Origin of the sequence: Pontibacter ramchanderi (assembly GCF_002846395.1) — a bacterium.
GTDB lineage: Bacteria > Bacteroidota > Bacteroidia > Cytophagales > Hymenobacteraceae > Pontibacter > Pontibacter ramchanderi.
Genome location: NZ_PJMU01000001.1, coordinates 907,402 through 932,716, shown reverse-complemented (window position 1 = coordinate 932,716; position 25,315 = coordinate 907,402). Strand labels below are relative to the sequence as shown.

The following is a 25,315-nucleotide window of genomic DNA, read 5'->3' as shown; positions in this document are numbered from 1 at the left end:
TTTAGAAGTTTGCGAGTTTAGGAGTTGATGAGGTATACCTGCCGGATAGCCTAAACTTTGAGACTTTTCAGCTTACTAGCTGGCCCCTGCAGGTGGTAAAAGTTCGCGGACTTTTGAACGAACAACCGGCCGGCGAGGGCAGGTGCTTTGGGAGGCCGCGGCTTGTATACCTGCACCGCGCCTTTCGCTTTGTCCGGTACACGTTCGTAGCCGATCTCAGCCAGTTTTTGATCCAGCCCATTCTGACTAATGTCCTTGACCGGTATCCTGACCTCCGCTCGCCTGTACCAGAGCAACAGCGCAATGGTGAACAGGAGGGAGAAGATGGCTGCATTCACCAAAATCTCGTTAACCGCTCCGCCAGCCTCCTCACTGAAACGGCCACTCACACCAAACCAAACTGCGGTCAGCACACTGTACATACCAAAGAAATACAGGCTCAATTTCACAAACCGCAGCAGGGTATAGTTTTTCATAATGACGAATGGAGAATGAAATGACGAATGGGTGATTTTTTGGATTTAGTGTCTAAGTGGAATCAGGTTTGCTGGTTTAATCTATTTTAACTGCATTTTAATCAGTTATTTACAATGCAATATTAGAATTAATACATTAACTGGAGAAGCTCCGGTTTAGCAACTAATCCGTAGAGCCCGTCTCGCTTATTCATTAATCATTAATCATTAATCATTGCCCATCCGTCATTCCTCATTTCCCATTATACATTAAAACCAATTCTCTCCAGGTCTTCCGGTGTGTCGATGCCGATGGTTTCGTATTCGGTGATGGCAGTGGTGATGCGGTAGCCGTTTTCGAGCCAACGCAACTGCTCCAGCGACTCGGCCAGTTCGAGGCTGGACGGCGGCAACTGCGTGATCTGTTCCAGGATGTCGGTGCGATAGCCGTATATGCCGATGTGCTTGTAGTAGGTGTGCTGCTTGTGCCAGATGTCGTTGGGGACGTTGCGGCAGTAGGGGATTGGCTGGCGGCTGAAGTACAGGGCTTCCCCGTGGTTATTTACCACTACTTTGGGCGCATTGACATTGAAGAGCTCCTCCGGTGTGCTGATCTTCTTGATCAAGGTTGCCAGTTGCGTCTGTGGGTTGTTGAAGCAGGTGGCAACCAGGTCGATCTGCTCCGGTTTGATGAAGGGCTCATCGCCCTGAATATTGATCACATAATCGAAGGGCTGGTCGTGCAACTGATAAGCCTCGAAGCAGCGGTCGGTGCCGCTCTGGTGGTGCGCAGCGGTCATCACTGCCCTGCCGCCGAAGCCGTGTACATGCTCCAGAATGCGCTGATCATCAGTGGCTACAATAACATCGGTTAAACCAGAAGAAGAGGCCTGTTCGTATACCCGCTGAATCATGCTTTTGCCGTTGATGTCGACAAGCGGTTTTCCGGGGAAACGGGTGGAGGCGTAGCGGGCAGGTATAATGCCGAGAATTTGCATAGGGCAGACGGTTTACGGTGGCCGGCCGTGCAGTGGCAGGCCCTCGCAAGTTACGCAAGAGAGGCGAGTATTGCAGCAGCCAGTTGCAAAAAGCCAGGTAGTCGCCTAGGTTCGCTTCTTAACGGTTATGATCCGGATGGCATCCATGGCTCTGCTTTGCGTGGACAGCCCGCAGCGGATGTCGAGTTGGCGGCCCAGTTTTTCGTAGGTGATGATGACGGGCAGTTCGCCTTCTACCTTGAATGCGGCGTCGATCTCGTTTTCGTTTTCCGGTTTGAAGCGCTTGCCGTCTATCTCCACTTCAAAGCCGCAGCCGTCCACCATGTACTCACCTGACCAAATCAGGGTCGCCTCAGCGGTTTCTTCATTACTGTCCGCATTGTTCTGGCAGCCTGAAAAGGCCAGTGTGCTCATCAGGATCAGGATAGTTGTGTAAAGCAGGTTTTTCATAGGTATAAGTTTGTCTTGAATTGGTATCTGGCTAGGCTTCTTTAACGGAAAGCAGGCGTATGGCGCTTCTTTTATGCACTCCCCAGCCGCAGGTACACTCCATGGGTTTGGGGGGCAGGGTATACTTGATGCGAACAGTATACGATTCATTTTGCTTGAATTCTTCTCCTATTACCCTTTCATTATCAGGCTTATAATATTGGTCGTTTAAATAGATGCTAAAGCCACAGCCATCCACGGCGTAATCGCCTGTCCACATCAGGGTGGCGGTTGCTTCCAGTACTTCCAGGTCATCGTCCTTGTCACAGGAGAAGGAGGTTAACATCAGCACCAGAGGAGCCATAAGGTATAGGGAGAGTTTTCTCATGTAGTAAATTGGTAAGAGTCTATAGCTGCAAGACCCCTGTAGCGCGCAAAGGGTTGCATGGCGGGAGAGGGATAATCCAGCATTCTGATCTGCCCATTTCTCAAGCCTCTTAAACTCCTCAACTCACTAACTCCTAAACTTTCTTTACACGCAGCGCAAAGGTGCTTTGGTCGATTACCTGCACCATATCGCCTTTCTCGATAAAGCCGTCGCGGGCCTGTGCGTCGTACATGTTGTCGTCGATCATCACGCGGCCGCTGGGAGCCATGCGGGTAAAGGCTATACCTGTTTTGCCGATCAGGTGCTCGGCCGAGTTGCTGGAGCGGTAGCCTTCTTTGCTGTTGAAGGTGTTGGCAAGTGTCACCCGCTGCAGGGCGCGGCTACCCAGTACCCGGTTCCAGGTCAGGGCTACAATAATCACGGCGCTGATCATGCCGAGCAAAACTGAGACGAGGCTTTCCATCAGGCGCTCAGACGACACAAACGTAAAGTCAAAGGCCTGGTTGTTGACCATGATCAGTAGCAGTGACAGGAACACGAGCGTAATACCGCTTATACCTGTTATGCCAAAGCCCGGCACCACGAACACCTCCAGCCCAATCAGCACTAGCCCGACTATAAACAGCAGTACCTCCCAGTGCTCGGCCAGTCCGTTTAGGTAAAAGGGCGTGAGGTATAGCACACCAGCCACAATGGCTGCGATGAGCGGAAAACCCACGCCCGGGGTCTGAAGCTCAAACCAAAGGCCCCCGATGATGATCAGGATGAGAATGCCGCTGATAACGGGATTCAGGAAAAAGGAAATAACCTTGTTTGTCGTGCTTAGCTCGTAGCGCACGATCTCGGCATCCTGCAAGTTGAGCTTCTGCAGCACTTCGTCGATGTTGTTGGCCTGGCCTTCGCAGAAGCCGTGCTGGATGGCCTCGGAGGTGGTAAGGGTCAGCACCTGGTCTGCGGACAGGGTGCTGTCCACGGCAGCGTCAACCATGGCTTCGGCCAGTCGGGGGTTGCGTCCGTTGGCCTCAGCGGTGGAGCGCATGATGGAACGCATGTAGCTCTGATACTTACCGGGAGCAGCCTGTCCGTCGGCACCCACCACCGTGGCCGCCCCAATATTGGCACCGGGCGCCATGTAAATGCTGTCGCAGGCGATGGAGATGAGGGCGCCGGCAGAGGCGGCGTTTTTGTCGATGAACACATAGACTGGCTTTGGGTATTCGAGCAGGCGCAGGCGGATGGCGTCGGCGTCGTTCACGGCACCGCCGTAGGTGTTGAGCTTCAGCAGCACGTGGTCGGCCTCTACACGGGTTGCCTCCTCCAGGGCCAGTTGGGTATAGCGGTTAGTGCGCGGGTCGATCTCCGAGCTGATCTCCATGATGAACACTTTCTGGCGCTCCTGTGCCAAGGCTGCCGTGAACGAAAAGAGAAAAGCTAGCAGCAGAAGAGGCGACCAGTGCCAGGTTTTTGCATTAGATTTCATACATTTGAGCTTAATCGGAAATAAGATACTAAAAAAATACCGCTTATTCTTTCCCTACTTTTTAAATACGATTTTGAGGCGCCTGTGTGGCGTATCCGCCTGGATGCGCCCGGAGGCTGGCTCGCGCTGGAAGTGCGCGATGCTGACCTGTTGCAGACGCGGTTCTATACCTTACAACTGCCCGGCGGCCGGTTACTGGAGCTCAAACTGCCCGATCATAACACCTGGTGGCTGGGCCTGGAAGACGTGCATGAGCAGGCCGTATACCTGCACGGCTACGGCGACCGCCAGTTGGGCCAGCACAAAGGTATACGCGCTTTTGCAGCTGACTCAGGTATAGCCTTATGGCAGCAACCCGAGCTGACCTTTTACGGTGCAGAACAAGGGGGGCTGCTAGCCTACAACAGCAGGCAGGAACCCGCCAACCTGCTTTTGCTGGAGAGCCGATACGGGAAAGTCATACAAAACGATATCAGTCAAAAAGAGGCCGCAGAACAGGTGCAACACTACCACAAGTTGCGTTTTGAGGGGGTGCTATACCCGCACCTGTACCGCGAGGGGGAAGATTACTACCGGCAGGTGCACGCCTTTTTGGTACAAGCGCTTGAGTGTGAGCCGGTCATGGCGCTGGAGTATGCGGAGACGGATACCTGCCTGGTTGTGAGCTACTACAAGAGAGCGGGCGAAAATAAGTTAGATAATTTTCTGGCTGTTTTTGATTTAAATGGTTTTTTGCACTTAAATGAGTTACTTGCAGGTGCAATTGATGGCGTAGGTTCAGATACTTTTTTTATCTTTATGCGCAATTTGTATTTCGTGCAAAACAAGACAACCTTAAAGGCATATTCTCTTTAATTTTATAGTTCGACTTTTAGCTATGATCCGAATTTTACTTATCGCCCTTTTAGCAGTGCCGTTGCTTCCTGTTTCGGCCTCAGCCTTTGACCTGGTTGCCTTGCGCGACTCTGTAGGAGTGGAGCGTAAGAACGGGAAGGTATACGTTCAGCACCGTGTGGAGCCGAAAGAAACGCTTTACGCCCTATCCAGAAAGTATGGTGTGTCTGTGGCCCAGATCGTAGACTCCAACCCTTCTGTGGAAACGACCATCAACGTTGGCCAGGTTGTGCTGATACCGCGTAAGTATGCCGCAGCGCCAGCCGTCGTGAAGCAAACGCCGGCAGCAGCCACAGCCAGCAACCGTACGTTTACGGTGAACAGCCGCGGCGAGAAGCTGCACCAGGTGGAGCCTCAGCAAACGCTTTACTCCATTTCGCGCATGCACGGCGTAAAAGTGGACGATATCAAGCGCTGGAATAACCTGCCAGACAATACCATCAGCGTAGGTGCGAACCTGATCGTGGGCAAAGGGCAGCCAGTTCCGTCCAAGAACCCGATCTACGTGAGCGAGGCAGATGATGAAATAGCGAAAGACAAAGTAACAGAAACTGCGGTGGCCTCAACAGAGCAAGTAGCCGCTACCACCAACCCTGCCAACACGCACATCGTGCTAACACCGCAGCCAGCCACTCCGGCACCTGCTGCCAGCGTGGCAAAAGACGATGATGAAGAAACGGTAGACTCGGTTTCCGGAGCCAAAAAGATCATCGAAACAGGTATGGCCGAAATGATCGACCCGAAAGCTGACACGAACAAATACCTGGCCCTGCACAAATCAGCCCCGGTAGGTACGATCATGCAGGTGAAAAACTCCATGAACGACCAGGTGGTGTACGTGCGCGTGATCGGTAAACTGCCAAACACGAGCGAGAACAACAACGTGGTAGTGCGTTTGTCGAAAAAGGCTTGCCAGAAACTGGGTGCCATCGACCAGAAGTTCAGAGTGGAATTGTCTTACATGCCCTAAGCAGGTATAGCGTTAAATGAAAAGCCCGGGCAGCGATGTCCGGGCTTTTTTGTTGTTATACCTTCCGCGCAGGTATAGGCATGGGCTGCTTGCCGTATATTGCTTAACTTGCAGGGCGCCATTTCGCGTACCATTGCACATGAAACAGGACATCGCCCAGATCAAAGCCCTGCTCGACGACCGGGTAGCTCGCTACAACCAGCCCAATTTTATTCCGAACGACCCAGTATCCATCCCGCACCGCTTTACCAAAAAGCAGGACATCGAGATCAGCGGTTTTTTTGCGGCTATTCTGGCCTGGGGACAGCGCAAGACCATCATCAATAACTGCCTGAAGCTGATGGACCTGATGGACAATGCCCCGCATGAGTTCATTCTACAGCACGAAGAGCAGGACCTGCCGCGTTTTCTGGGCTTCAAGCACCGCACCTTCAACGATACCGACCTGCTCTACCTCATCCATTGGTTTAGGTGGTACTACCAGCAGCACGAGAGCCTGGAAACGGCTTTTACGGGAGAGCGAAACGAAATAAAGTCGCAGAAGGCACGGCTGGAGCATTTTCATGACCTGGTTTTCAGCCTGGACGAGGCGCCGCACCGCACCCGCAAGCACATCTCTACACCGGCCCGCAAATCGGCCTGCAAACGCCTGAACATGTACCTGCGCTGGATGGTGCGCCCTGCAGACGGCGGCGTGGACTTCGGCATCTGGCACACGATGCAGCCTGCCGATCTGGTCTGTCCCTGCGATGTGCACGTGGAGCGGGTGGCCCGCCGCCTCGGCCTGATCACCCGCAAGGGCATGGATTGGCAAACTGCTGAGGAACTGACCGACCACCTGCGCACTTTCGACCCGAAAGATCCGGTGAAATACGACTATGCCTTGTTCGGGCTGGGCGTGGAGGAGAAGTTCTGAGGGATATATGCTAGAATCATCACTTATCTGGTGCTTTATTTATGTTAAACAGCGATAAGACTAGTCTAAAATTGCCATTTGCAGACGTCCTGGATGCGCATTTCGGGGTTACTTACCAAACAGATGCGCCTGGAGCTGCGCTGCTGCTGGCAGTATTGGGGGAGGTGCAATATGAACAAGGTATAGGTATAGCCAACCTGACCACAGGTGAACCCATTACACCTGCCACTACCTTCCGGCTGGCCTCGGTGAGCAAGCAGTTCACGGCCATGGCCGTGCAGTTGCTGGAGCAGGAGGGACTCCTGGCTTATGATGATACGCTGCAGCAGTTCTTCCCGGAGTTTACTACAGGTATAGGGGCGGAGGTTACGCTACGGCACTTGCTCTGTCACACCTCAGGAATATTGGATTACGAGGAGTTTGTGGAGGAGCGCCCTGACTGGCAGATCAGCGATGAAGAAGTACTGGCGATTGCGGCCACGCAAGAAACTACTTATTTTAAGCCGGGCAGCGCTTACAGGTATAGCAACACCGGCTACGTACTGCTGGCTCTGGTTGTGGAGCGGTTATCAGGTATAGCTTATGCAGATTTCCTGCAGCAACGGATCTTTGAGCCTTCGGGTATGGAGGATACTATGCTCTACCAAACGGGCAAGGCTATACCGAAGCGGGCGATGGGCTATGCCCGAAACGAAGCAGGCGAAATAATATTAGCCGATCAGGGCACCTGTACCGCCACCAAAGGCGATGGCTGTATCTATACCTCTGTGCGCGACTATCACCGCTGGCATCTGGCACTGCAAGCGGGTATGGCCCCAGCACTGCAACAGGTATATACCCCGCTGGAGGGTTATCCAAATGGCTTCTACGGAATGGGCTGGTTCTTCAGCAGGCGCAACTCAGGTGGATTAGAACTGTACCACACCGGCAACACCAGCGGCTTCAGCAACCTGGTTATCCGTATACCTGAAAACGATGTGCTGATCGCCTGTTTCTCGAATCTGGCGGATAACGCACACCTGCTGACAGGTTTTCTGGATGTATTGGGCCAATTTCCTGTTCTGCATACAGAATCCCAGCTGATCAGAGATTTGCTTAAGTTGACCCGCTAACGGGCATGCCTTCTCCGCATTTCGTCTTCACTGAAAATAGTACCCAGGCCGATATTGAGTGAAAAGTAGAATTTATACCTAGTGCCAGGCGCAGCACTCAGGTGCAGGTCTTCATTGATGGTCCAGCGTGATTTCTCGAGAGGTACCAGGTAGCCTACCCGTGCATTTATGAGGTAAAAAGCTTGCCTGGCAAAGCTAAACCCCAGGTCCAGGTGGGCTCTTGAATGATGAAGCTCCTTATACCTGAGGTCCGTTTCCAGGTATTCCTCCATGTCGGTTGACTTAGCTATTTTTTCGCGGTACAGGTAATTGAGTCCGTTGCCTTTGTAACCCAGGTATGGGTAGAGCGCATAGCGATGGTTTTTGGTCAGGTCGTAACCGAAATTGAAGGAGAACGAGTTGTAGTCCATCTCGGTCAGATAGGTCTCTTCCTCTTTCTTGCGGCTCCCGATGGCAAAGGCAATAGTGCTGATGTAGCGGTTGGCATAAAACTGCAGGCCAAGCCCCAGCGTGGCTGTCGGATGCTTACCTCCCGGCAGGTCTGCTTCGGTCACTGCATTTTCAAAGCCCCTGTTATCGATGATCGGAAATTCAACAGGCAAAAACACGTAGCTGCCATACGCCCTGTTTTTCAGCGAGTCGGGCGGGACTTGACCTTGAGCAGCATAAGCACTGCAAAAGCACACTAGTGCAGCGACTGTCTTTTTCATACTTCCACACTGCCTTCAGGCTGCACTGCAATTTTCAGTACCACTTTGCGCACGGTTTCTTCCGTAATCATGGCGGCGTGGGCGTCGTCGGGGTAAAAGATGGTGAACGATCCGGCCGGCACATCGAACCAGAAAGCAGGGCGGTCCGGGAAGAAGGCTGCCTCTCGCTCGTCCTGGTACGGGTCGCTGGGTTCGCTGCACAGCGCCAGATCGCGCCAGCCCATGTGGTCCGTGCCCGAGATCACGTACTGAATGTCGATATACCTGCGGTGTACTTCTAGTTTGGCATCCTTCTCAGGTATACCGCTGCCTTCGGAGATGATCGCAAAGAGGTCTTTGCCCACAATCGCTTTTTGCCCCAAGGGGATAGTTGTCAGATCAGTTTCCTTCAAAAACTGAAAAGCCTGCGCAAAAAGCGGGTGCATGCAGGTATAGCGGTCGGCGTTGGTGAGTTTGTCGAGAACCATATAAGTTAGAAAGTTAAGAAGTTAGAAAGTTAAGAAGTTGAGTAGGTAGAATTTTGAATGTACCGACCTTACACTGTAACGTCGTGGTGCTACGTAGCATTACCGTTTCCCTGTAGGGACAGGTCGCGACCTGTCCGAATCGTGCACTGGTGATCGTTTACAAAATCCTATCCAAATGGTGCACGAACAACAATTGACAACTAACAATCAACAATTCAACCACCACACAATTTATAAATTCGCAGCGAACGAAAGCAGCGGCTTTACTTGTTATAATATGCTAAATTTGCCCTAAATCTAAGAGATAACAATTGATCTATCCAGATAACTTTGAAATAAAAATTGGCTTTGCGCAGGTCCGCGAGATGCTCTCGGAGCTTTGCCTGAGCCCACTCGGCCGGCAGTTCGTCAGCCGCATGACCTTCCTGAACCGCCACGACCTGGTGCAACGCCTGTTGGAGCAGACAAACGAGTTTAAACAACTGCTTGAGTCAGATGCCGAAATTCCGCTGCAACACTACTTCGACGTAACTGCTTACCTCGATCGTGCTGCTATACCTGGTACTTTCCTGGAAGTGCAGGCTTTTTTCGAGATCAAGATGTCGCTGCGCACCATCCGCGATTCGCTGCGCTTCATTTCTAGTACCGATGAGGGTAAGTTTGAGGCTTTGAAAGCGCTCGGCGCCAATGTAATGGTGGAGCGCTCGCTCATCGCTGCCCTCGATAAGGTGGTGGACGATGCCGGTGCCGTGCGCGACGATGCCTCTCCGGAACTGCAGCGCTACAAGCGTGACCTTATTGCACAGCAGGGACAACTACGCAAAACAATCAGCTCGATCATCCGCCATGCCAAAAATGAGGGTTGGACCCCTGGCGATGCCGAACCGACCATCCGTGGTGGGCGCCTCGTTATACCTGTCATAGCCGAGCACAAGCGCCGTATCAAGGGTTTGATCCACGACGAGTCCAACACCGGGCAGACGGTTTACATAGAGCCGGAGTCTATCTTCGAACTTAACAACGACATCAAGGACCTGGAGAATGCTTACCACCGTGAGTTGATCCGCATTCTGATAGGGCTGACCAACACCCTGCGAAACTTTATACCTGAGCTGCGCAAGGCATACCAATACCTGGGCCTGCTGGACTTTATCCGGGCCAAGGCGGTGTTTGCCAGAAGGGTAGAGGCCACCATGCCGAAATTGCACAAGTACCCGCACATCGCCTGGAAAGAGGCCATTCACCCGCTGCTATACCTGTCGCACCGGACATTGGGTAAACCAACCGTGCCCATGGCCCTGGAGTTGACCCGTGACCAGCGCATCCTGCTGATTTCGGGTCCGAACGCCGGTGGTAAGTCGGTGAGTTTGAAGACTGTGGGGCTGGTGCAGTACATGCTGCAGACGGGCATGCTTATACCTGTGGCAGACAATTCGGAAGCAGGCATTTTCCACGACATCTTCATCGACATCGGGGATGAGCAGTCCATCGAAAACGACCTGAGTACCTATAGCTCGCACCTCACCAACATGAAAAAGTTTGTGACGGTGGCCGACAACAAGAGTTTGGTGCTGATTGACGAGTTTGGTACCGGTACGGAGCCGGTGCTGGGCGGCGCCATTGCCGAGGCCGTGCTGCAAAACCTGAACGACAGCAAGGTTTTCGGGGTAATTACGACACACTATACCAACCTGAAGAACTTTGCCGAGCGCACGCCGGGCATCGTGAACGGGGCCATGCGCTACGACCACAAAAACCTGCAGCCGCTCTATCAACTGGAGATCGGAAAGCCGGGTTCTTCCTTTGCCATTGAGATTGCCCGCAAGATAGGTCTGCCGAAGCATATCGTGGACAAGGCCAGTAGCCTTGTGGGCAAGGACAAGATACGTTACGACCGCTTGCTGGAGGAACTGGAAACCGAAAAGCAGGAACTGGAGAAGAAGCTGAAAGAGGCCACCGCGCTGGAGCTGAAGCTGAAGCGCAACGTGAAGGAGTATACCGACCTGAAGAACTTCCTGGAGGAGAGCAAGCAGGACGTGATGCGCGAAGCCAAAGGCAAGGCCAAACTCCTGCTTAAGGATGCCAACCAGAAAATTGAGGCCACGATTCAGCAGATCAAGCAGAGCCAGGCCGAGAAAGAGCAGACCAAGCAGGCACGCCGCGAACTCGAGGAGTTTGCCACCGAAAAAGTGCGCAAAGAGGAGCCACGGCCTGCCCACAAACGGATTTCCAGCAACGGCGGACCGCTCAAAGCCGGCGATACGGTGTCACTCATCGGGCAGGACTCAGTAGGCGAGATCGTCAGCATCAAAGGCAAAACGGCGGAGGTACTGTTCGGCGGTTTGAAAACGATTGTGAAGGTGGACAACCTGGAGCGCGCCGAGGCGCAGACCAAAAAGCAGAAGAAAGCCGAAACAGCAGAGGGCTATACCCGCGGCATGAACATCACACAGCGCATGGCCGACTTTGGCTCTACCATCGATATCCGGGGCGAATATGCCGAAGACGCCTTGAACAAAGTGATGAACTTCACCGATGAGGCCATTATGCTCGGTATACCGGAGATCAAGATCGTGCACGGGCGGGGCAACGGCGTGTTGCGGCAAGTGGTGCGCGACTACCTTTACTCGGTGCCGGAAGTGGTCAGCCTGGCCAGCGAGGCCGAGGAAAGGGGTGGCGACGGTGCCACCCTGGCTGTACTGAAATAAAAAAAGGCTCCTGTAAGGGAGCCTTTTTTGCTTAGCGGTTGTACCAGACCTCAATGTAGTAAGTGTCTCCGTCAATTTCGAAGGCGTTTTCCAGCTGCAGTTCACTGTTCGTGAGCTTCAAGACCTTTGCTGTGTATTCGTCTTCTGTGCCTTTATCGAAAATAATGGACTTATCGTTGTTGGCAAATTCCCAGGTGCCGCTCAATGACATTCTTTCATAAGAATCAACGTAGGTACCGGCCTTGTCATACTTGACAGTGTTCTTTTTGATATCATAGCCGATTTCCTCGTAGTAGATATCTGAAATATCACGGCCATTAGCCATTATAGCTTCGCCTTTCCAGGCGCTGGATGTGAGCAAATCCCTTTGAGAAGGCTCTTTATCGTCGTCTTTGTCGCACGAGGTCATGCTGGTTAGCAGGAGCAGAGCAAACAGGAAGGTAAGTAGTTTTTGAAATTTTATGAAACCGTTTTATAGTGAATGGAAAGATTACCTGAATCCTGTTCTGCGTAAGTGCTGGGGTTATAAGGATGCACGTAGGGCAATCGCCGCTCCTAACTTACTCAATTTAGTTTTTCTTCACAAACTGCACCTTGGCATCAAAGGTCGTGTTGTTACGGTTCACCGTGGCGATGAGGTCCATGTTGGTGGTGGTCAGGTTTTCTATCTGTAAGTCGCCGAGCAGGTCGAAGTAGATGATCGTTTCATTTTCCTTAAATTGCCAGGTGCCGGTAGTGGTTTGGGTAGAACCAGCCTGCTCATACACGGCTGTGTAGGTGCCATCGCGGCGCAATGTCAGGCGAGTACTTTTGATATCGAGCAGCATGTCTTTGATCTCGGGGCGGTCTGACACATCGAAGCCATTCACCAGCACGCGATCTCCCTGCCACTCGTGCGCTACGATCAGGTCAGTTTTGGTAGGCTCAGGGTCATCATCATCACAAGAGACCAGTACGAAAGGCAAGGCCAGAAATAAAAAAAGGAAGCGGAGTATATAAATTTTCATAGGGTTGTAAACGGTTAAAGTATACCCTATATATCGCAACGTGTATAAATAAGTTAGGAAAGTTCCGCTAAAAATTTGAGACCCTAACGTTGGCGTTGACGCTTAGATGATGTTGACCTCCGGCTGCAGCGCAATGCCAAATTTTTCCTGCACCGATTGAATAATATCCTGGGCCAATTGTAGGAGGTTTTCGCCCTTGGCACCGCCGTAATTCACCAGTACCAGCGCCTGGTTTTTGTGCACACCGTAGTTATCAATCACTTTGCCTTTCCAGCCGCACTGTTCGATCAACCAGCCCGCCGGCACCTTCACGCTCATATCGGACACGGGGTAGGCGGGCATGTCAGGGTATTTCTCTTTAAGCACATCAAAAAGCAGCACCGGGATCTCGGGATTTTTAAAGAAGCTGCCTGCATTACCAATCTGCGCCGGGTCGGGTAGTTTGCTGCGGCGGATGTGGCACACGGCGGCGCTCACGTCGTGGATGGTAGGCTGCTGTACCTGCATGTCCTGCAGGGTGGTTTGAATGGCGCCGTAAGAGGTGTTCAGCTGCGGCTCTTTGCGCAGACGCAGGGTCACGGCAGTTACTACATACTGTCCCTTCAGGCTGTGTTTGAACACACTCTCGCGATAACCGAACTGGCAGGCCTCCTTGTCGAAGGTATGGACTTGGCCGGTCTCCAACTGCACAGCTTCCAGTTCCACGAACACATCTTTCAGCTCTACGCCATAGGCCCCAATGTTCTGCAGGGGAGCGGCTCCCACAGTGCCAGGTATAAGCGACATGTTCTCGATGCCACCCAGGTCATGCTCGAGGCAGAAGAGCACCAGGTCATGCCACTTTTCGCCTCCTCCGGCTCGCACGTAGGTATAGCCATCTGCTTCGCGCAGTACTTCCATACCTTTGATGCCGTTGAGCAGCACAATGCCGTCGAAATCTTTTGTGAAAAGCAAATTACTTCCCCCGCCCAGTATAAGCTTCGGCTCTTCCTTCACCTCAGGCCGCTGCAGTAGCTCCTGCAGTTCCTGTACACTGTCGAAGCGGGCAAAATGCCTGGTCCTCACATCGATGCCAAACGTATTGTAAGGTTTCAGGGAAAAGTCTTTCTCGAATTTCATAAGCGGGTATTTGCCGTAAAAATAAGGCTATTTTAGTTAGAAAATTAAAAAGTTAGAAAGGTAGAAAGTGTAACTGTTGGGGAATCATCAGACTGAATCAGGACAAAAATCAAAATTCATTATAAAATGGGCCAGCTTAATCCATATAAATTGGCAGGTATTGTAAAGTGAACAATAAGGTAAATCACGGTCAGACAGAACGTGTTAATAAGCGCTTTAGACGCACCATAATCGGTAAGTATAACTTTCTAACTTTTTACCTTTCTAACTTCCCAACTTAAAACCCTATTTTTGCAGTTCAAACAGGTATAGCAAATGGCGAAGCAAAAGCAGAGCGATAATTTCAACATGATTGCCACAACGCTCAGTGGTCTGGAAGAGGTGTTGGCACAGGAACTCGAAGCGCTGGAGGTTGAGTACATCAAGGTAGGCAACCGGGCTGTTTCGTTCTCGGGTAACCTGCGCCAGCTCTACGAAGCCAACCTGTGGTGCCGTACAGCCATTCGTATTCTCCGGCCGATCCGTACGTTCAAAGCCCGCAACGAGCGCGACCTGTACGAGCAGGTGCAGAAAACCAACTGGGCCGAGATCATGGACCTGGACCAGACTTTTGCCATTGATGCCGTGGTGAGCCACTCTACTTTTGAGCACTCGCTTTTTGTGGCCCAGCTTACCAAAGACGCCATCGTGGACCAGTTTCGCAAAGCCACCGGCGAGCGCCCTTCCGTGGACCGCATCCGGCCGGACGTGCGCCTGAACCTGCACATGCACGAGAACATGGTCACCCTTTCGCTCGACTCTTCTGGCGACTCACTGCATCGCCGCGGTTACCGCCTTCAAACCAATGTGGCCCCGCTCAACGAGGTGCTGGCCGCCGGCATCATTGCCTTGTCCGGCTGGGACAAGAAATCAACCTTTATCGACCCAATGGCCGGTTCCGGCACTTTCCTGATCGAAGCTGCCCTCATGGCCCAGAACATTGCTCCAGGCATCTTCCGCCGCGACCCCTATGGTTTTGAGAGCTGGAAAGACTACAACGAAGAGCTGTTTGAGATGGTATGGAAAACGGCTGAAGCCAAAGAAAAGCGCGAGCCGCAGGCCCAGATCATTGGCTACGACATTGACCCGGACTATGTGATGGCCGCCCGCAAGAACATCGAGAATGCCGGGTTGGAGCACGTGATCAAAGTGGAAATGGCTGACTTTTTCAAGACCCAGGCTCCGGCAGAGGAGGGAGTTCTGATCATGAATCCGCCTTATAACGAACGCATCCTGTCCGACGACATTCACCAACTCTACAAGCAGATCGGCGACACGCTCAAGAACAATTACCAGGGCTTCGATGCCTTTGTGTTCACTGGCAACCTGGATGCCGCCAAAAGCATCGGTCTGCGTGCCTCCCGCCGCACACCGCTGTACAATGGCGCTATCGATTGTAGGTTGTTGAAGTATGAACTGTATCAAGGAAGCAGGAGAGGGGAGAAGGAATAGGTAACGGTTAGTACAGACTGCGAATGAGGCAAAGCCGAGTATGGAGCCTGTGCCGTGTTCTAAGAAGTTATTCTTTCAGTTTTAGAAGTAAATATCCAACGACAACTAAAATACCTATGACTGCAAACGTATATTTTCTTTGCTGATGTTTTCTTGCATATCCGTCCTTCTTCATGTCCCAGTCGAACAGCATTTCTACAATCACTTCATCTAATCGGATTATGAAATCTACCCAATGATATCTTTCGTTCGCCTTTGTCTTGTTTGTGACTACTTTCTTCTTCTCCTTGTACCGCTTCCAAACAGACACTTTCTTGTTCTGATATTCAAGTGAAACGTTTCTAACCATTAGTTCATTTTTTGCTTGTTCAACAGCCATGGGGTTCCAATCATCTGGAAAATTAGCTATTTGAATTAGCTCGTCTGTGTTTCTTTCTGATATTGGAGGTTCGAAATTCATACTTACAATTACTGAGAACTAGAGTAGCAGGAGTACCGACTCCCGCTATCTGCAATATATGTAAAGATGCGTTTTGTTTAATTACCGATCTTATACCTAATATAAGCAAGATTCATCTTTACTTTTCATACCAGCCAAAATAAAAAGAGCGCCCATTTCTGAGCGCTCTTTTTATTTAAATCTTAACCAAGATGCTACAATCTTCTGATCTGTGCGCCCAGCGCATTCAAACGGCCGTCGATGTTCTGATAGCCACGGTCGATCTGCTCTACGTTGTCGATGATGCTGGTGCCTTCGGCGGAAAGCGCTGCGATAAGCAGGGCCACACCGGCACGTATGTCAGGCGAGGTCATGCGGATGCCACGCAGCGGGATCTGCTTGTTCTGACCGATGACGGTGGCACGGTGCGGGTCGCAGAGGATGATTTGCGCACCCATGTCGATGAGCTTGTCCACGAAGAACAGGCGGCTCTCGAACATTTTCTGATGCACCAGCACGGTACCCTTCGCCTGCGTAGCCACCACAAGGGCGACGCTCAGCAGGTCAGGCGTCAGGCCCGGCCAGGTATGGTCGGCAATGTTCAGGATGCTGCCATCAATGTAGGTGTCCACTTCGTAGCGGTCCTGCTCCGGTATAAAAATGTCGTCGCCACGGAATTCCATTTTGATGCCCAGGCGCTGGAAGGTATCCGGTATAAGTCCTAGCTCCGGAATCTGGCAGTCTTTGATGGTGATCTCCGATCCGGTCATGGCAGCAAGGCCAATAAACGAGCCGATCTCGATCATATCGGGCAGCATGCGGTGCTCGGTACCTCCCAATTCTTTCACGCCTTCAATCACGAGCAGGTTAGAACCGATGCCACTGATCTTGGAGCCCATGCGGTTGAGCATGCGGCACAGCTGCTGCACGTAAGGCTCGCAGGCTGCGTTGTAAATTGTGGTAGTGCCCTCGGCCAGCACAGCCGCCATCAGAATATTGGCTGTACCTGTTACAGAGGCCTCGTCGAGGAGCATGTAGGAACCCTTCAAGCCAGACGAAGTCACGGTATAGAAATCATCCTCCGCGCTGTACTGAAAGGAAGCACTTAGTTTTTCGAAACCTGTAAAGTGCGTGTCCAGTCTGCGACGGCCGATCTTGTCACCACCCGGCTTTGGCATCTTCGCTTTTCCGAATCGGGCCAGCATCGGGCCTACGATCATCACCGAGCCTCTGATGGCGCGACCAAGTTCTACAAAACGCTCGGAATCCAGGAAATCGATGTCGATGTCATCGGCCTGGAAGGTATAAGTATCCGGTGCCAGGCGCTCCGTTTTCACACCCAGCGAACGCAGCAGTTCAATCAATTTATTGACATCGCGAATATCCGGGATGTTGGAAATTGTTACTTTTTCCGGGGTAAGCAACACGGCGCACAGGATCTGCAGCGCCTCGTTTTTGGCACCCTGCGGAATGATCTCTCCGCGCAGCTTTGCACCGCCTTTTACTTCAAATGAAGCCATTTAATACTATTTATTTCGTTGGTTGGAAGTTGTTCTGGTGTTTTTTCGGCCACGGTTGTCGCCGCCGCGGTTTTGCTGCTGCTGCGGACGGTTGCTGCCGCTGTCCTGCGACTTGCTGCTTACCGATTCGAACAGGTTGTTTGCCTCTACAGTCGCCAGGTCCAGGTTCAGTTTACCTTTGGAGATCTGCTGAATATCGTTCAGGATCACATCGTCCGTGATGCTGTCTTTGTTGTAAGAGCGGTAGAGGGTCTTCATCAGCTTTCCGATCGAGATCGTAGCCGCTTCACGTTCTTTATCATCCTCAAGTTCTGTGGCACGCTGTATCAGCAGCTCCACGTTCTGGCCGTAGTGCTTGTACCTGGGTGTGCTCAGCGGATAGTCCATTGTCTGTGGCTTATCGTTGAGGTATTCCATGGCGCTGAGCGGGTAAGGAGCGTCCACGTCAAGTTTGGAGCCTGACATCACAAAGAGGTGGTTCCATAGTTTTTGCTGATAGTCCTGCGTATCGCGTAATTGCGGATTGAGCTTGGCCATCAGGTTGATGAGCAGGTAAGAGAGGCGCGTGCGCTCCGAACGGTCTTCAATGGTCAGGATATGATTTACCAGATCCTGCACGTTTCTGCCGTATTCGCGCAGCAACAGCTCCTGCTTAAAAGTGGTACTTGCTTCCATTATGTCAATTTATGAATCTCAAATGTAGGAGTAAATTATTTTTGATTTAGCGATTTAGTGAATGAGTGAGTTTTATTTAGTGGGTTAGTGATTGAGTGAATGATTTATAAAAATTTAATGAATGAAAAATTAATCCATCAAAAAAACAATCACTCATCCACTCAATCACTCATTCACTAAATCAATTATGAATCCTCAGCTTGGCAAAGCTTAGCAGCAGGGTTTTCTCGCCTACTTCGTCGAAGTTGATGATGGCCTTGGTGCTGTTGCCCTGCGTGTCCATCTTGGTTACTACGCCGAAACCGAATTTAGGGTGCTCTACCTTCATGCCAGCCGCCAGATTCGTCGTGTCGCTGGGTTTAAAGTCGGCGGGTGGGGTATAGGCGGTGGCGGCCTGCTTGCGTGCCGGCGGCTGCACCAGACTGCTGATGCTGCTCTTGCGCTGCAGCACACGGTCGAACACGTTGCCGCCTCCGCTGGCTGCGTTCTGTTCGCCGTACTTAAAGTTGAGGTACTTCGGATCGATCTCGTCGAGGAAGCGGCTCTTCTCACACGCACGCAGGTTGCCCCACTGGTAACGGCTAGTGGCGTAGGTCAGGTATAGCTTTTTCTCGGCACGGGTGATGGCCACGTAGAAAAGGCGTCTTTCCTCTTCCAGGTCAGCGCGCGAGTTGAGCATCATCTGGCTCGGGAAAAGGTTCTCTTCCATACCTACGATAAATACATTCTTAAACTCCAGACCTTTTGCAGAGTGAATTGTCATGAGCGTGACAAATTCGCCGTCCATGTCGGCTTTGGTATCGGCGTCGGTGATCAGGGCGATGTCCTGCAGGAATGCCGACAGGCTCTTGTCTTCCTTCTCCGGATCGTCCACATACTCTTTTATACCGTTGAGCAGCTCCTGAATGTTCTCGTAACGGGCAAGGCCCTCTACGGTTTTATCCTGGTACAGGTCATCTACGATGCCGGAATGCTTCGCCACATGCTTGGCTACCTCAAAGGCATCGGTGTTATCGGCAATGCGGGCGAAGTCTTTGATCATGATCGAGAAGTTCTCAATAGCTGTACCCACCCGGTTGCCCAGAAATTGACCGGCATTCTGAATCACTTCCCATACGCTGTGGTTGGTTTCGTCAGCCGTCACAAAGAGTTTCTGCTCAGTGGTTTCCCCTATACCTCGTTTCGGATAGTTGATCACGCGGCGCAGCGCCTGCTCATCGTTCGGATTCACCACCAAGCGCAGGTAGGCGATCAGATCCTTTATTTCCTTGCGTTGGTAGAACGACAGACCGCCCACAATCTTATACCTTATGTTCATGCGGCGCAAGGCCTCTTCCATGGCCCTGGACTGCGCATTGGTACGGTACAGGATGGCAAAGTCGTCGTAGGATAGGTGGTTGCTCATCTTCTCCTCGAAGATGGTGGTCGCCACCAGTTTGCCTTCCTCGTTGTCGGAATTGGCCTTGATCACCTCGATCAGCGGTCCCTGCTCGTTGTCTGTGAATACATCCTTCTTCAGCTGCGCCGAGTTGTTTCGGATCACGGAGTTAGCCGCGTTCACGATGTTCTTGGTAGAGCGGTAGTTTTGCTCCAGCTTAAACACCTCCAGCTCCGGATAGTCACGCTCGAAGTTGAGGATGTTCTGTATATCGGCCCCACGGAACGCATAGATAGACTGCGCATCGTCGCCCACCACTACGATGTTGCGGTTCTGGGCAGCCAGTTTGCGCGTGATCAGGTACTGGGAGTAGTTCGTATCCTGATACTCGTCCACCATCACGAACTTGAAAATGTGCTGGTACTTGTTCAGTGCATCCGGATGGTCTCGGAACAGCACATTGGTCTGGAACAGCAGGTCGTCGAAGTCCATGGCACCGGCCTTGAAGCAGCGGTTGGCGTACTGCTCGTATATCTTGCCGATCTTCGGGCGCATGGCGGCTTCGTCGTCGGCCTGTATTACGGGGTCGTTGAGGTACTGCTTGACCGAGATCAGCTTGTTCTTGGCTGAAGAAATACGGCCCAGCACCACGTTGGGCTTATAGAGCTTATCATCCAGGTTCATCTCCTTCACTATGTTGCGAATGAGTGTTTTGGAGTCGTCGGTGTCGTAGATGGTGAAGCTTTTCGGATAGCCGATCTTGTCCGCCTCGGCACGCAAAATGCGCGAGAAAACGGAGTGGAAGGTACCCATCCAGATGTTTTTGGCCTCGTTGCCGATCACTTTCTCGATACGGTGGCGCATTTCTTTGGCCGCCTTGTTGGTAAAGGTCAGGGCCAATATGTTGAACGGATCCACCCCCTGGCTGATCAGGTAGGCGATCCGGTAAGTCAGTACTCTTGTTTTGCCTGAGCCGGCACCCGCAATGATCATGGCTGGCCCCTCGGTGTGGAGCACGGCCTTGCGCTGCGACTCGTTCAGTAAACTAATATAATCCATTTGCTTTCTTCCGCGTGCGTCTTTAATAATCCATGCAATTTACACATTCCTATCCGTTTTAGGAACGGCGTTTGCACATTTAGAGAACTAGACCGGCATTGCTTTTGGTTTCTTATAAAGTAATGCGTTTTTGGCCTCTCTTTTGCGTGTCTTCGGGCAGGGCTTTTTAGAGAAACGCCGCATTATCTGTATCTTTGTAAAATTAAGATGGTTGGGGCGGGTCTTATACCTGCGCTATACCTGAAAATATATGATCCCACTACGACGCATGAAAAAGCTCCTTCTGCTTCTCGCAGTGCTCCCAGCCGGGCATCTGGCTGTGGCGCAAGCTGATACTACCCAGGCCATCAAGGTTATACCGGACTCCCTGAAAGATGTAAAGGTGAAACGCGCTGCCAAACAGGTATGGCGTACACCGGAAATGCAGGAAGCCATGGACTTGTACATTGGATTGCAATTCAACGAAGCGTACGCCAAGTTCCGACAGGCAGCCGCCCGTGATGAAGCGGCTGCTTACTACTTTATGGGGCGTATGCACCAGTATGGGGAGCTTCGTGAAGACGGATTAGCGATCAACACGATCATCACGTCTGACTCGGTCGCCTATGTGCGCAACCCCGAAAAATTCTACAAAGCAGATCCTGATACGGCCCGCATTCTGTTTGAAAAAGCGCTGGAAGGCAGCAGCCTGTACGGCAACCTGGGTTTGGCAGAGCTGATGACCTTGCGCAATGACGAAGACAAGCAGCGCTTTACCCGCCTCATGCGCAGTGCCGCCCTCGACATTCGGGATATGGCCATTGCAGGCGACGCCTTCAGTAACCGCATCCTGGGCAGTATGTACTATACCGGCTACGGCGAAATAGAGGATAAGGAGTATGCCTATACCTATATCAAGCGGGCCGCTGAGCTTAACGACATAGCGGCCTATACCTCATTGGCTAACCTATACCTGAGAGGGGAGGGCGTGAAAGAGAACGTGGCGCAGGCCAAGTACTGGCTCGAGAAAGGTGCCGCCGCCGGAGAAAAAGAAGCCCTATATACTTTGGGCCTTCTCTACGAAGAGGGGAACCTGGGAAAAGTGGAGCCGGAGAAAGCACGCCAACTCTACCATCAGGCCATCTCGCAAGGTAGTTCCAATGCCTTTGAGCAGCTCAAGTATCTCAACCAGTCGTCTGACCAAAAACTAGTGCTGGCAGCCATTGAGCGTAACCCTGAAATCGTGAAGCGATCGCTGGAAAATGGCGCCTACGTTAACACCGTATCGGTGCCGAACGGCTATGATTTTGACTTCAGGTTGCGTACGCCGTTAATGCATGGTGTTTTTATTCCGTTGTTACTTGAAGACTATGGTGTCATCTACCAGCCGGATGTACGCCTGGAGGTGGCAAGTATGCTGCTGCAAAAGGGAGCCGATGTCAATGCAACGGATCAGGACGGTAAAACGGCCTTACACTATGCCATGTCCGGAGCCCGCATTAATACCGAGGGTTTTGAGATTGAGCAGGCACAACTGCTGGACACGCTGTTTAAGTACAAAGCAAACCCGAACATCGTGGATAACAAGGGCAACACACCACTCTACTATGCTGTGCGATTTGCCAACGGTACACACATGATGGAGATGAGCCGCTTGCTGCAAGGCGGTGCCAACCCCAACATTCAGAACCTGGAAGGCCTGACGCCACTGATGCTGGCCTGTCAGCTGGACGGTGGCAACGAGGTGATCGTGATGTTGATCAATGCCGGCGCCGACCCAAGTCTGCGCGACTACAGCGGTAAAACAGCCATGGATTATGCGAAGCGTGAAAGCGTGCAGAATATTCTGGTGGCCGCAGGGGCAAGAGCTCCCAAGCGTTAGTCTAAACTTATTTCTCCTTAATTTTGTCTGTTCAATGCCGGCGCAACCGGATAGAACTAATTTTACCGCCTACATTACATGATCGTTCTTCAGAATACCATCATCAGCGACGACATCCGCGATAATTTCTTTGTCTGCAATCTTGAGCAGTGCAAAGGGGCCTGCTGCGTAGAAGGTGACCTGGGCGCACCGCTGGAGGAGGAGGAACTGGCTATATTGGCCGATAGCTACGAGCACATCAAACCGTACATGACCGGAGCCGGCAAGCTGGCCGTGGAGGAGCAGGGCCTTTACATCCAGGATTTTGAAGGCGACTACTCCACCCCGACCATCGAAAACCGCGAGTGTGCTTATGCACTGTATGATGACCAGGGAATCCTCAAATGCGCCATCGAGCAGGCCTACTATGACGGCAAAATCAGCTGGAAAAAACCGATCTCCTGCCACCTATACCCGATCCGGATTACCAAGTACGATGACTTTGAGGCGCTGAACTATGACCGTTGGAGCATCTGTGCCGCTGCCTGCAATTTTGGAGCCGACCTGGGTGTGAAGGTATACCAGTTCCTGAAGGAGCCACTCATCCGTAAGTATGGGGAGGCCTGGTACGGCGAACTGACCGAACTGATCGAGAAAGAAGAGCAAACAGCGACTACCTAAGGTATAGCTATACCTGATAAACAAGAAAGCCTGACCATTACGATCGGGCTTTCTTGCTTTGTGTAAGTTCCTTTATTTGATCAGGCCGGCCGTGGCCCAAAGCTGAAGCAGGTTATTTGAGAGCTTATCGCCTTTTCCCTGTGCCTGGCGCGCCCAATATGTGGCTTGTTCATAGTCTCCAGCCGCTTCGTAGGCAATGGCCAGGTTGTGAGCAGCCCGTATACCTGTTTTTGTGGACAAATCCTGCGCAAGGGGCTGAAGTTTGTTGATTGCCTGCTGGAATTCTCCCATCAGGAGCATCAGGTTGAGGTCTTGGAATGGTTTTCCGGTATAGATCTGTCTGACCAACAATAGTGGCTGCGGGTAAAAGCGGTCCCAATAACTATAGCCAGTTTCTACGGCCAGCTGATTGACAACCGGACCTGCTTTGCCCATGGCAGGGCCTATAGCCAGCAAACCGCTCACCACCGTCCTGGAGTCATAGTATTCGGTTTTTTCAATCGTTGCCTGATCCAGAACTACACCTGTGCTGTCGTAGAGTGACCAGGTGCTCGCCACCACCAGATCAAAATTGGCCGTCTTGGTTTTGTAGCCATCTTCATCCTCATAAGTATCCACCTGCTTTCCAAACCGAGTGTCAAACTTGTCGAGCGACAGAATCAGGTGAGGGCGGTATTGTATGTACAAGTCCTGAACTTCTGATTTGCTTAACTGGGAGGAAGAAGGAGCAAGGGTAACAGCCTGTTCTGAGTTGATAAGTACGAAAGTGGAGTCGTTGTAGACGGCACCCATCACGCCACCGGCCGCCTGGTAAGCTCCTTCTCTTAGTACTTCCGCTACATTGCTGTTTTTATTCGAGGCCTGAACAGAAGGGTCGTACCGGTTCACAACCAAAACTTTCCACTGGTCAGGGCTTACCCGCACCACAGCTGGACGCACCGTTTCCATCATCACAACAGACACGCAGCTGCTCATTTGGAGGGCCAATACAATTACAATCAGGGAAGCGAAAAGCTTGCTTGGTTTCATGAGGTTTCTTTTCAGATGCGCGACTAAATTAAAGCAAATATGGGAAGCAGACTATATTTTAAAACCACATATATCGGGCCAAATAAAAAAACCGGCCCATTGCTGAGCCGGTTTTTTTAAGAAGTGCATAATTTACAGTGCACTAAAGTCGAAATTTTCCAGGTAGGCGGTTGTAAAGTTTCCTTCCTTGAAGCCAGGGTCATCCATCAGTTTCAGGTGGAAAGGAACCGTCGTCTTTATACCTTCAATTATAAATTCACTCAGTGCACGCTTCATTTTCACCAGAGCCTCCTCGCGTGTCTGCGCACTCACGATCAGCTTCGCGATCATAGAGTCGTAGTTCGACGGGATGGTATAGCCGGAGTAAACGTGAGAGTCTACACGCACACCGTGTCCGCCGGGTACGTGCAGGTTTGTGATCTTGCCCGGAGAAGGACGGAAGCCGTTCTTTGGGTCCTCGGCGTTGATACGGCACTCAATGGCGTGCATCTTCGGATAGTAGTTCTTACCCGTGATCTTCTCGCCAGCCGCCACTTTGATTTGCTCTTTGATCAGGTCATAGTCAATCACTTCTTCTGTGATCGGATGCTCTACCTGGATACGGGTGTTCATCTCCATGAAGTAGAACTCGCGGTGCTTGTCCACCAGGAATTCGATCGTGCCCACGCCTTCGTAGTTGATGGCCTTGGCGCCCTTGATGGCGGCCTTGCCCATGCGGTCGCGCAGGTCGTCGGTGATGAACGGAGAAGGTGTTTCCTCCACCAGTTTCTGGTGACGGCGCTGGATGGAGCAGTCGCGCTCCGAAAGGTGGGCTACGTTACCGTGCTGGTCACCGATCAGCTGAATCTCGATGTGACGCGGCTCCTCGATGTACTTCTCCAGGTAAATGCCGTCGTTTCCGAAAGCCGCTTTGGATTCGGTGCGGGCATCATTCCAGGCTTTATCAAATTCTTCCTCGCTCTTGATAATACGCATACCGCGACCACCACCACCGGCAGTCGCCTTGATGATCACCGGATATTTGATTTTCTTGGCCAGTTTCTTTCCTTCCTCAGCAGATTTCAGCAAACCATCGGAGCCAGGTATAGTCGGTACACCTGCCTTTTTCATGGTGTCCTTGGCTGAAGCCTTGTCACCCATGGCGTTGATCATGTCCGGAGAAGCACCGATAAACTTGATGTTGTGCTCAGCGCAGATGCGGGAGAACTCAGCGTTTTCAGACAGGAAGCCGTAACCCGGGTGGATCGCGTCGGCGTTGGTGATCTCGGCAGCCGAGATCAGGTTAGGCATGTTCAGGTAAGACTGGGCACTTGGCGGCGGACCAATACAAACAGCCTCGTCAGCAAAGCGCACGTGCAGGCTTTCCTTGTCAGCTGTGGAGTATACGGCTACCGTCTTGATGCCCATCTCCTTACAGGTACGGATGATGCGCAGGGCAATCTCGCCTCTGTTAGCGATTAGTATCTTTTTAAACATAATATCGGATTTGGTGATTTGGAGATTCGAATTTGTGAAGAATGAAAATGGAGACGTTTATTAGACCATCTCCA

General features: G+C 51.8%; 24 protein-coding genes. 8 read left to right on the top strand and 16 right to left on the bottom strand.

Annotation, left to right across the window (positions count from 1 at the left end; genetic code table 11):
• Nucleotides 1-50: 50 nt before the first annotated feature.
• From BD749_RS03995 to BD749_RS03975, 5 genes are all read right to left on the bottom strand, one after another.
• Nucleotides 51-476: a hypothetical protein gene (locus tag BD749_RS03995; protein ID WP_101443066.1), complete on the bottom strand. Its 426-nt coding sequence runs from the start codon at nt 474-476 to the stop codon at nt 51-53.
• Nucleotides 477-718: 242 nt separating this feature from the next.
• Nucleotides 719-1,453: a 3-deoxy-manno-octulosonate cytidylyltransferase gene (gene kdsB, locus BD749_RS03990; RefSeq protein ID WP_101443065.1), complete on the bottom strand. Its 735-nt coding sequence runs from the start codon at nt 1,451-1,453 to the stop codon at nt 719-721.
• 105 nt (nt 1,454-1,558) lie between these two features.
• Nucleotides 1,559-1,903 carry a hypothetical protein gene (locus BD749_RS03985; protein WP_101443064.1) on the bottom strand — a complete coding sequence of 115 codons (345 nt, stop codon included), beginning with the start codon at nt 1,901-1,903 and terminating at the stop codon, nt 1,559-1,561.
• A gap of 31 nt (nt 1,904-1,934) precedes the next feature.
• Nucleotides 1,935-2,270: a hypothetical protein gene (locus BD749_RS03980; RefSeq protein WP_143741224.1), complete on the bottom strand. Its 336-nt coding sequence runs from the start codon at nt 2,268-2,270 to the stop codon at nt 1,935-1,937.
• A 133-nt stretch (nt 2,271-2,403) separates the two neighbouring features.
• Nucleotides 2,404-3,750: an NfeD family protein gene (locus BD749_RS03975; protein ID WP_101443062.1), complete on the bottom strand. Its 1,347-nt coding sequence runs from the start codon at nt 3,748-3,750 to the stop codon at nt 2,404-2,406.
• Between the two features lie 84 nt (nt 3,751-3,834).
• Between BD749_RS03975 and BD749_RS03970 the strand changes: the two genes are divergently transcribed.
• From BD749_RS03970 to BD749_RS03955, 4 genes are all read left to right on the top strand, one after another.
• Complete coding sequence (locus BD749_RS03970; protein ID WP_101443061.1) at nt 3,835-4,605, top strand: DUF4905 domain-containing protein; 771 nt, start codon at nt 3,835-3,837, stop codon at nt 4,603-4,605.
• A 22-nt stretch (nt 4,606-4,627) separates the two neighbouring features.
• Entirely contained in the window at nt 4,628-5,614 is a 987-nt protein-coding gene (locus BD749_RS03965; RefSeq protein ID WP_245868690.1) for a LysM peptidoglycan-binding domain-containing protein, read from the top strand.
• A gap of 139 nt (nt 5,615-5,753) precedes the next feature.
• A complete protein-coding gene (locus BD749_RS03960) occupies nt 5,754-6,530 on the top strand; it encodes a TIGR02757 family protein (RefSeq protein ID WP_101443060.1) in 777 nt (258 codons plus the stop codon).
• Nucleotides 6,531-6,601: 71 nt separating this feature from the next.
• On the top strand, nt 6,602-7,642 hold the full coding sequence (locus tag BD749_RS03955; RefSeq protein WP_245868687.1) for a serine hydrolase domain-containing protein: 1,041 nt from the start codon (nt 6,602-6,604) through the stop codon (nt 7,640-7,642).
• Here BD749_RS03955 and BD749_RS03950 read toward each other — a convergent pair.
• Both BD749_RS03950 and BD749_RS03945 read right to left on the bottom strand, forming a co-directional pair.
• A complete protein-coding gene (locus tag BD749_RS03950; RefSeq protein ID WP_101443058.1) occupies nt 7,639-8,352 on the bottom strand; it encodes a hypothetical protein in 714 nt (237 codons plus the stop codon). The genes BD749_RS03955 and BD749_RS03950 overlap by 4 nt on opposite strands.
• Nucleotides 8,349-8,819, bottom strand: coding sequence for a YhcH/YjgK/YiaL family protein (locus BD749_RS03945; RefSeq protein WP_101443057.1), 471 nt, complete (start codon nt 8,817-8,819; stop codon nt 8,349-8,351). The genes BD749_RS03950 and BD749_RS03945 overlap by 4 nt, the downstream gene beginning before the upstream one ends.
• A gap of 311 nt (nt 8,820-9,130) precedes the next feature.
• Between BD749_RS03945 and BD749_RS03940 the strand changes: the two genes are divergently transcribed.
• Nucleotides 9,131-11,527 (top strand): endonuclease MutS2, encoded by a 2,397-nt coding sequence (locus BD749_RS03940; RefSeq protein WP_101443056.1) that lies wholly within the window; start codon nt 9,131-9,133, stop codon nt 11,525-11,527.
• Between the two features lie 31 nt (nt 11,528-11,558).
• Here BD749_RS03940 and BD749_RS03935 read toward each other — a convergent pair whose 3' ends face one another.
• The 3 genes from BD749_RS03935 to murB all read right to left on the bottom strand — a co-directional run bounded on the left by BD749_RS03935 (nt 11,559) and on the right by murB (nt 13,653).
• Nucleotides 11,559-11,936, bottom strand: a complete 378-nt coding sequence (locus BD749_RS03935; RefSeq protein WP_101443055.1) for a hypothetical protein — start codon at nt 11,934-11,936, stop codon at nt 11,559-11,561.
• Between the two features lie 160 nt (nt 11,937-12,096).
• On the bottom strand, nt 12,097-12,534 hold the full coding sequence (locus BD749_RS03930) for a hypothetical protein (RefSeq protein ID WP_101443054.1): 438 nt from the start codon (nt 12,532-12,534) through the stop codon (nt 12,097-12,099).
• A 102-nt stretch (nt 12,535-12,636) separates the two neighbouring features.
• Entirely contained in the window at nt 12,637-13,653 is a 1,017-nt protein-coding gene (gene murB / locus BD749_RS03925) for a UDP-N-acetylmuramate dehydrogenase (RefSeq protein WP_101443053.1), read from the bottom strand.
• Between the two features lie 315 nt (nt 13,654-13,968).
• Between murB and BD749_RS03920 the strand changes: the two genes are divergently transcribed.
• Nucleotides 13,969-15,144: a THUMP domain-containing class I SAM-dependent RNA methyltransferase gene (locus BD749_RS03920; RefSeq protein WP_101443052.1), complete on the top strand. Its 1,176-nt coding sequence runs from the start codon at nt 13,969-13,971 to the stop codon at nt 15,142-15,144.
• Between the two features lie 67 nt (nt 15,145-15,211).
• Here the strand turns inward: BD749_RS03920 and BD749_RS03915 are convergent, their stop codons facing one another.
• The 4 genes from BD749_RS03915 to BD749_RS03900 form a co-directional block, all read right to left on the bottom strand.
• On the bottom strand, nt 15,212-15,604 hold the full coding sequence (locus tag BD749_RS03915) for a hypothetical protein (RefSeq protein ID WP_143741223.1): 393 nt from the start codon (nt 15,602-15,604) through the stop codon (nt 15,212-15,214).
• A gap of 194 nt (nt 15,605-15,798) precedes the next feature.
• Nucleotides 15,799-17,103 carry a UDP-N-acetylglucosamine 1-carboxyvinyltransferase gene (murA, locus tag BD749_RS03910; RefSeq protein WP_101443050.1) on the bottom strand — a complete coding sequence of 435 codons (1,305 nt, stop codon included), beginning with the start codon at nt 17,101-17,103 and terminating at the stop codon, nt 15,799-15,801.
• 6 nt (nt 17,104-17,109) lie between these two features.
• Nucleotides 17,110-17,778 (bottom strand): DUF4290 domain-containing protein, encoded by a 669-nt coding sequence (locus BD749_RS03905; protein ID WP_101443049.1) that lies wholly within the window; start codon nt 17,776-17,778, stop codon nt 17,110-17,112.
• A 181-nt stretch (nt 17,779-17,959) separates the two neighbouring features.
• The gene (locus BD749_RS03900; protein ID WP_101443048.1) at nt 17,960-20,215 is read right to left on the bottom strand and encodes an ATP-dependent helicase; all 2,256 of its coding nucleotides are present in this window, start codon (nt 20,213-20,215) and stop codon (nt 17,960-17,962) included.
• A gap of 250 nt (nt 20,216-20,465) precedes the next feature.
• Here BD749_RS03900 and BD749_RS03895 point away from each other — a divergent pair, with 250 nt between their 5' ends.
• Both BD749_RS03895 and BD749_RS03890 read left to right on the top strand, forming a co-directional pair.
• A complete protein-coding gene (locus tag BD749_RS03895) occupies nt 20,466-22,076 on the top strand; it encodes an ankyrin repeat domain-containing protein (RefSeq protein WP_245868685.1) in 1,611 nt (536 codons plus the stop codon).
• A gap of 78 nt (nt 22,077-22,154) precedes the next feature.
• Complete coding sequence (locus BD749_RS03890; RefSeq protein ID WP_101443046.1) at nt 22,155-22,736, top strand: DUF3109 family protein; 582 nt, start codon at nt 22,155-22,157, stop codon at nt 22,734-22,736.
• A gap of 72 nt (nt 22,737-22,808) precedes the next feature.
• Here BD749_RS03890 and BD749_RS03885 read toward each other — a convergent pair whose 3' ends face one another.
• Nucleotides 22,809-23,765, bottom strand: a complete 957-nt coding sequence (locus BD749_RS03885) for a DUF6340 family protein (RefSeq protein WP_101443045.1) — start codon at nt 23,763-23,765, stop codon at nt 22,809-22,811.
• Between the two features lie 132 nt (nt 23,766-23,897).
• Entirely contained in the window at nt 23,898-25,241 is a 1,344-nt protein-coding gene (accC, locus tag BD749_RS03880; RefSeq protein ID WP_101443044.1) for an acetyl-CoA carboxylase biotin carboxylase subunit, read from the bottom strand.
• Nucleotides 25,242-25,315 lie beyond the last annotated feature (74 nt).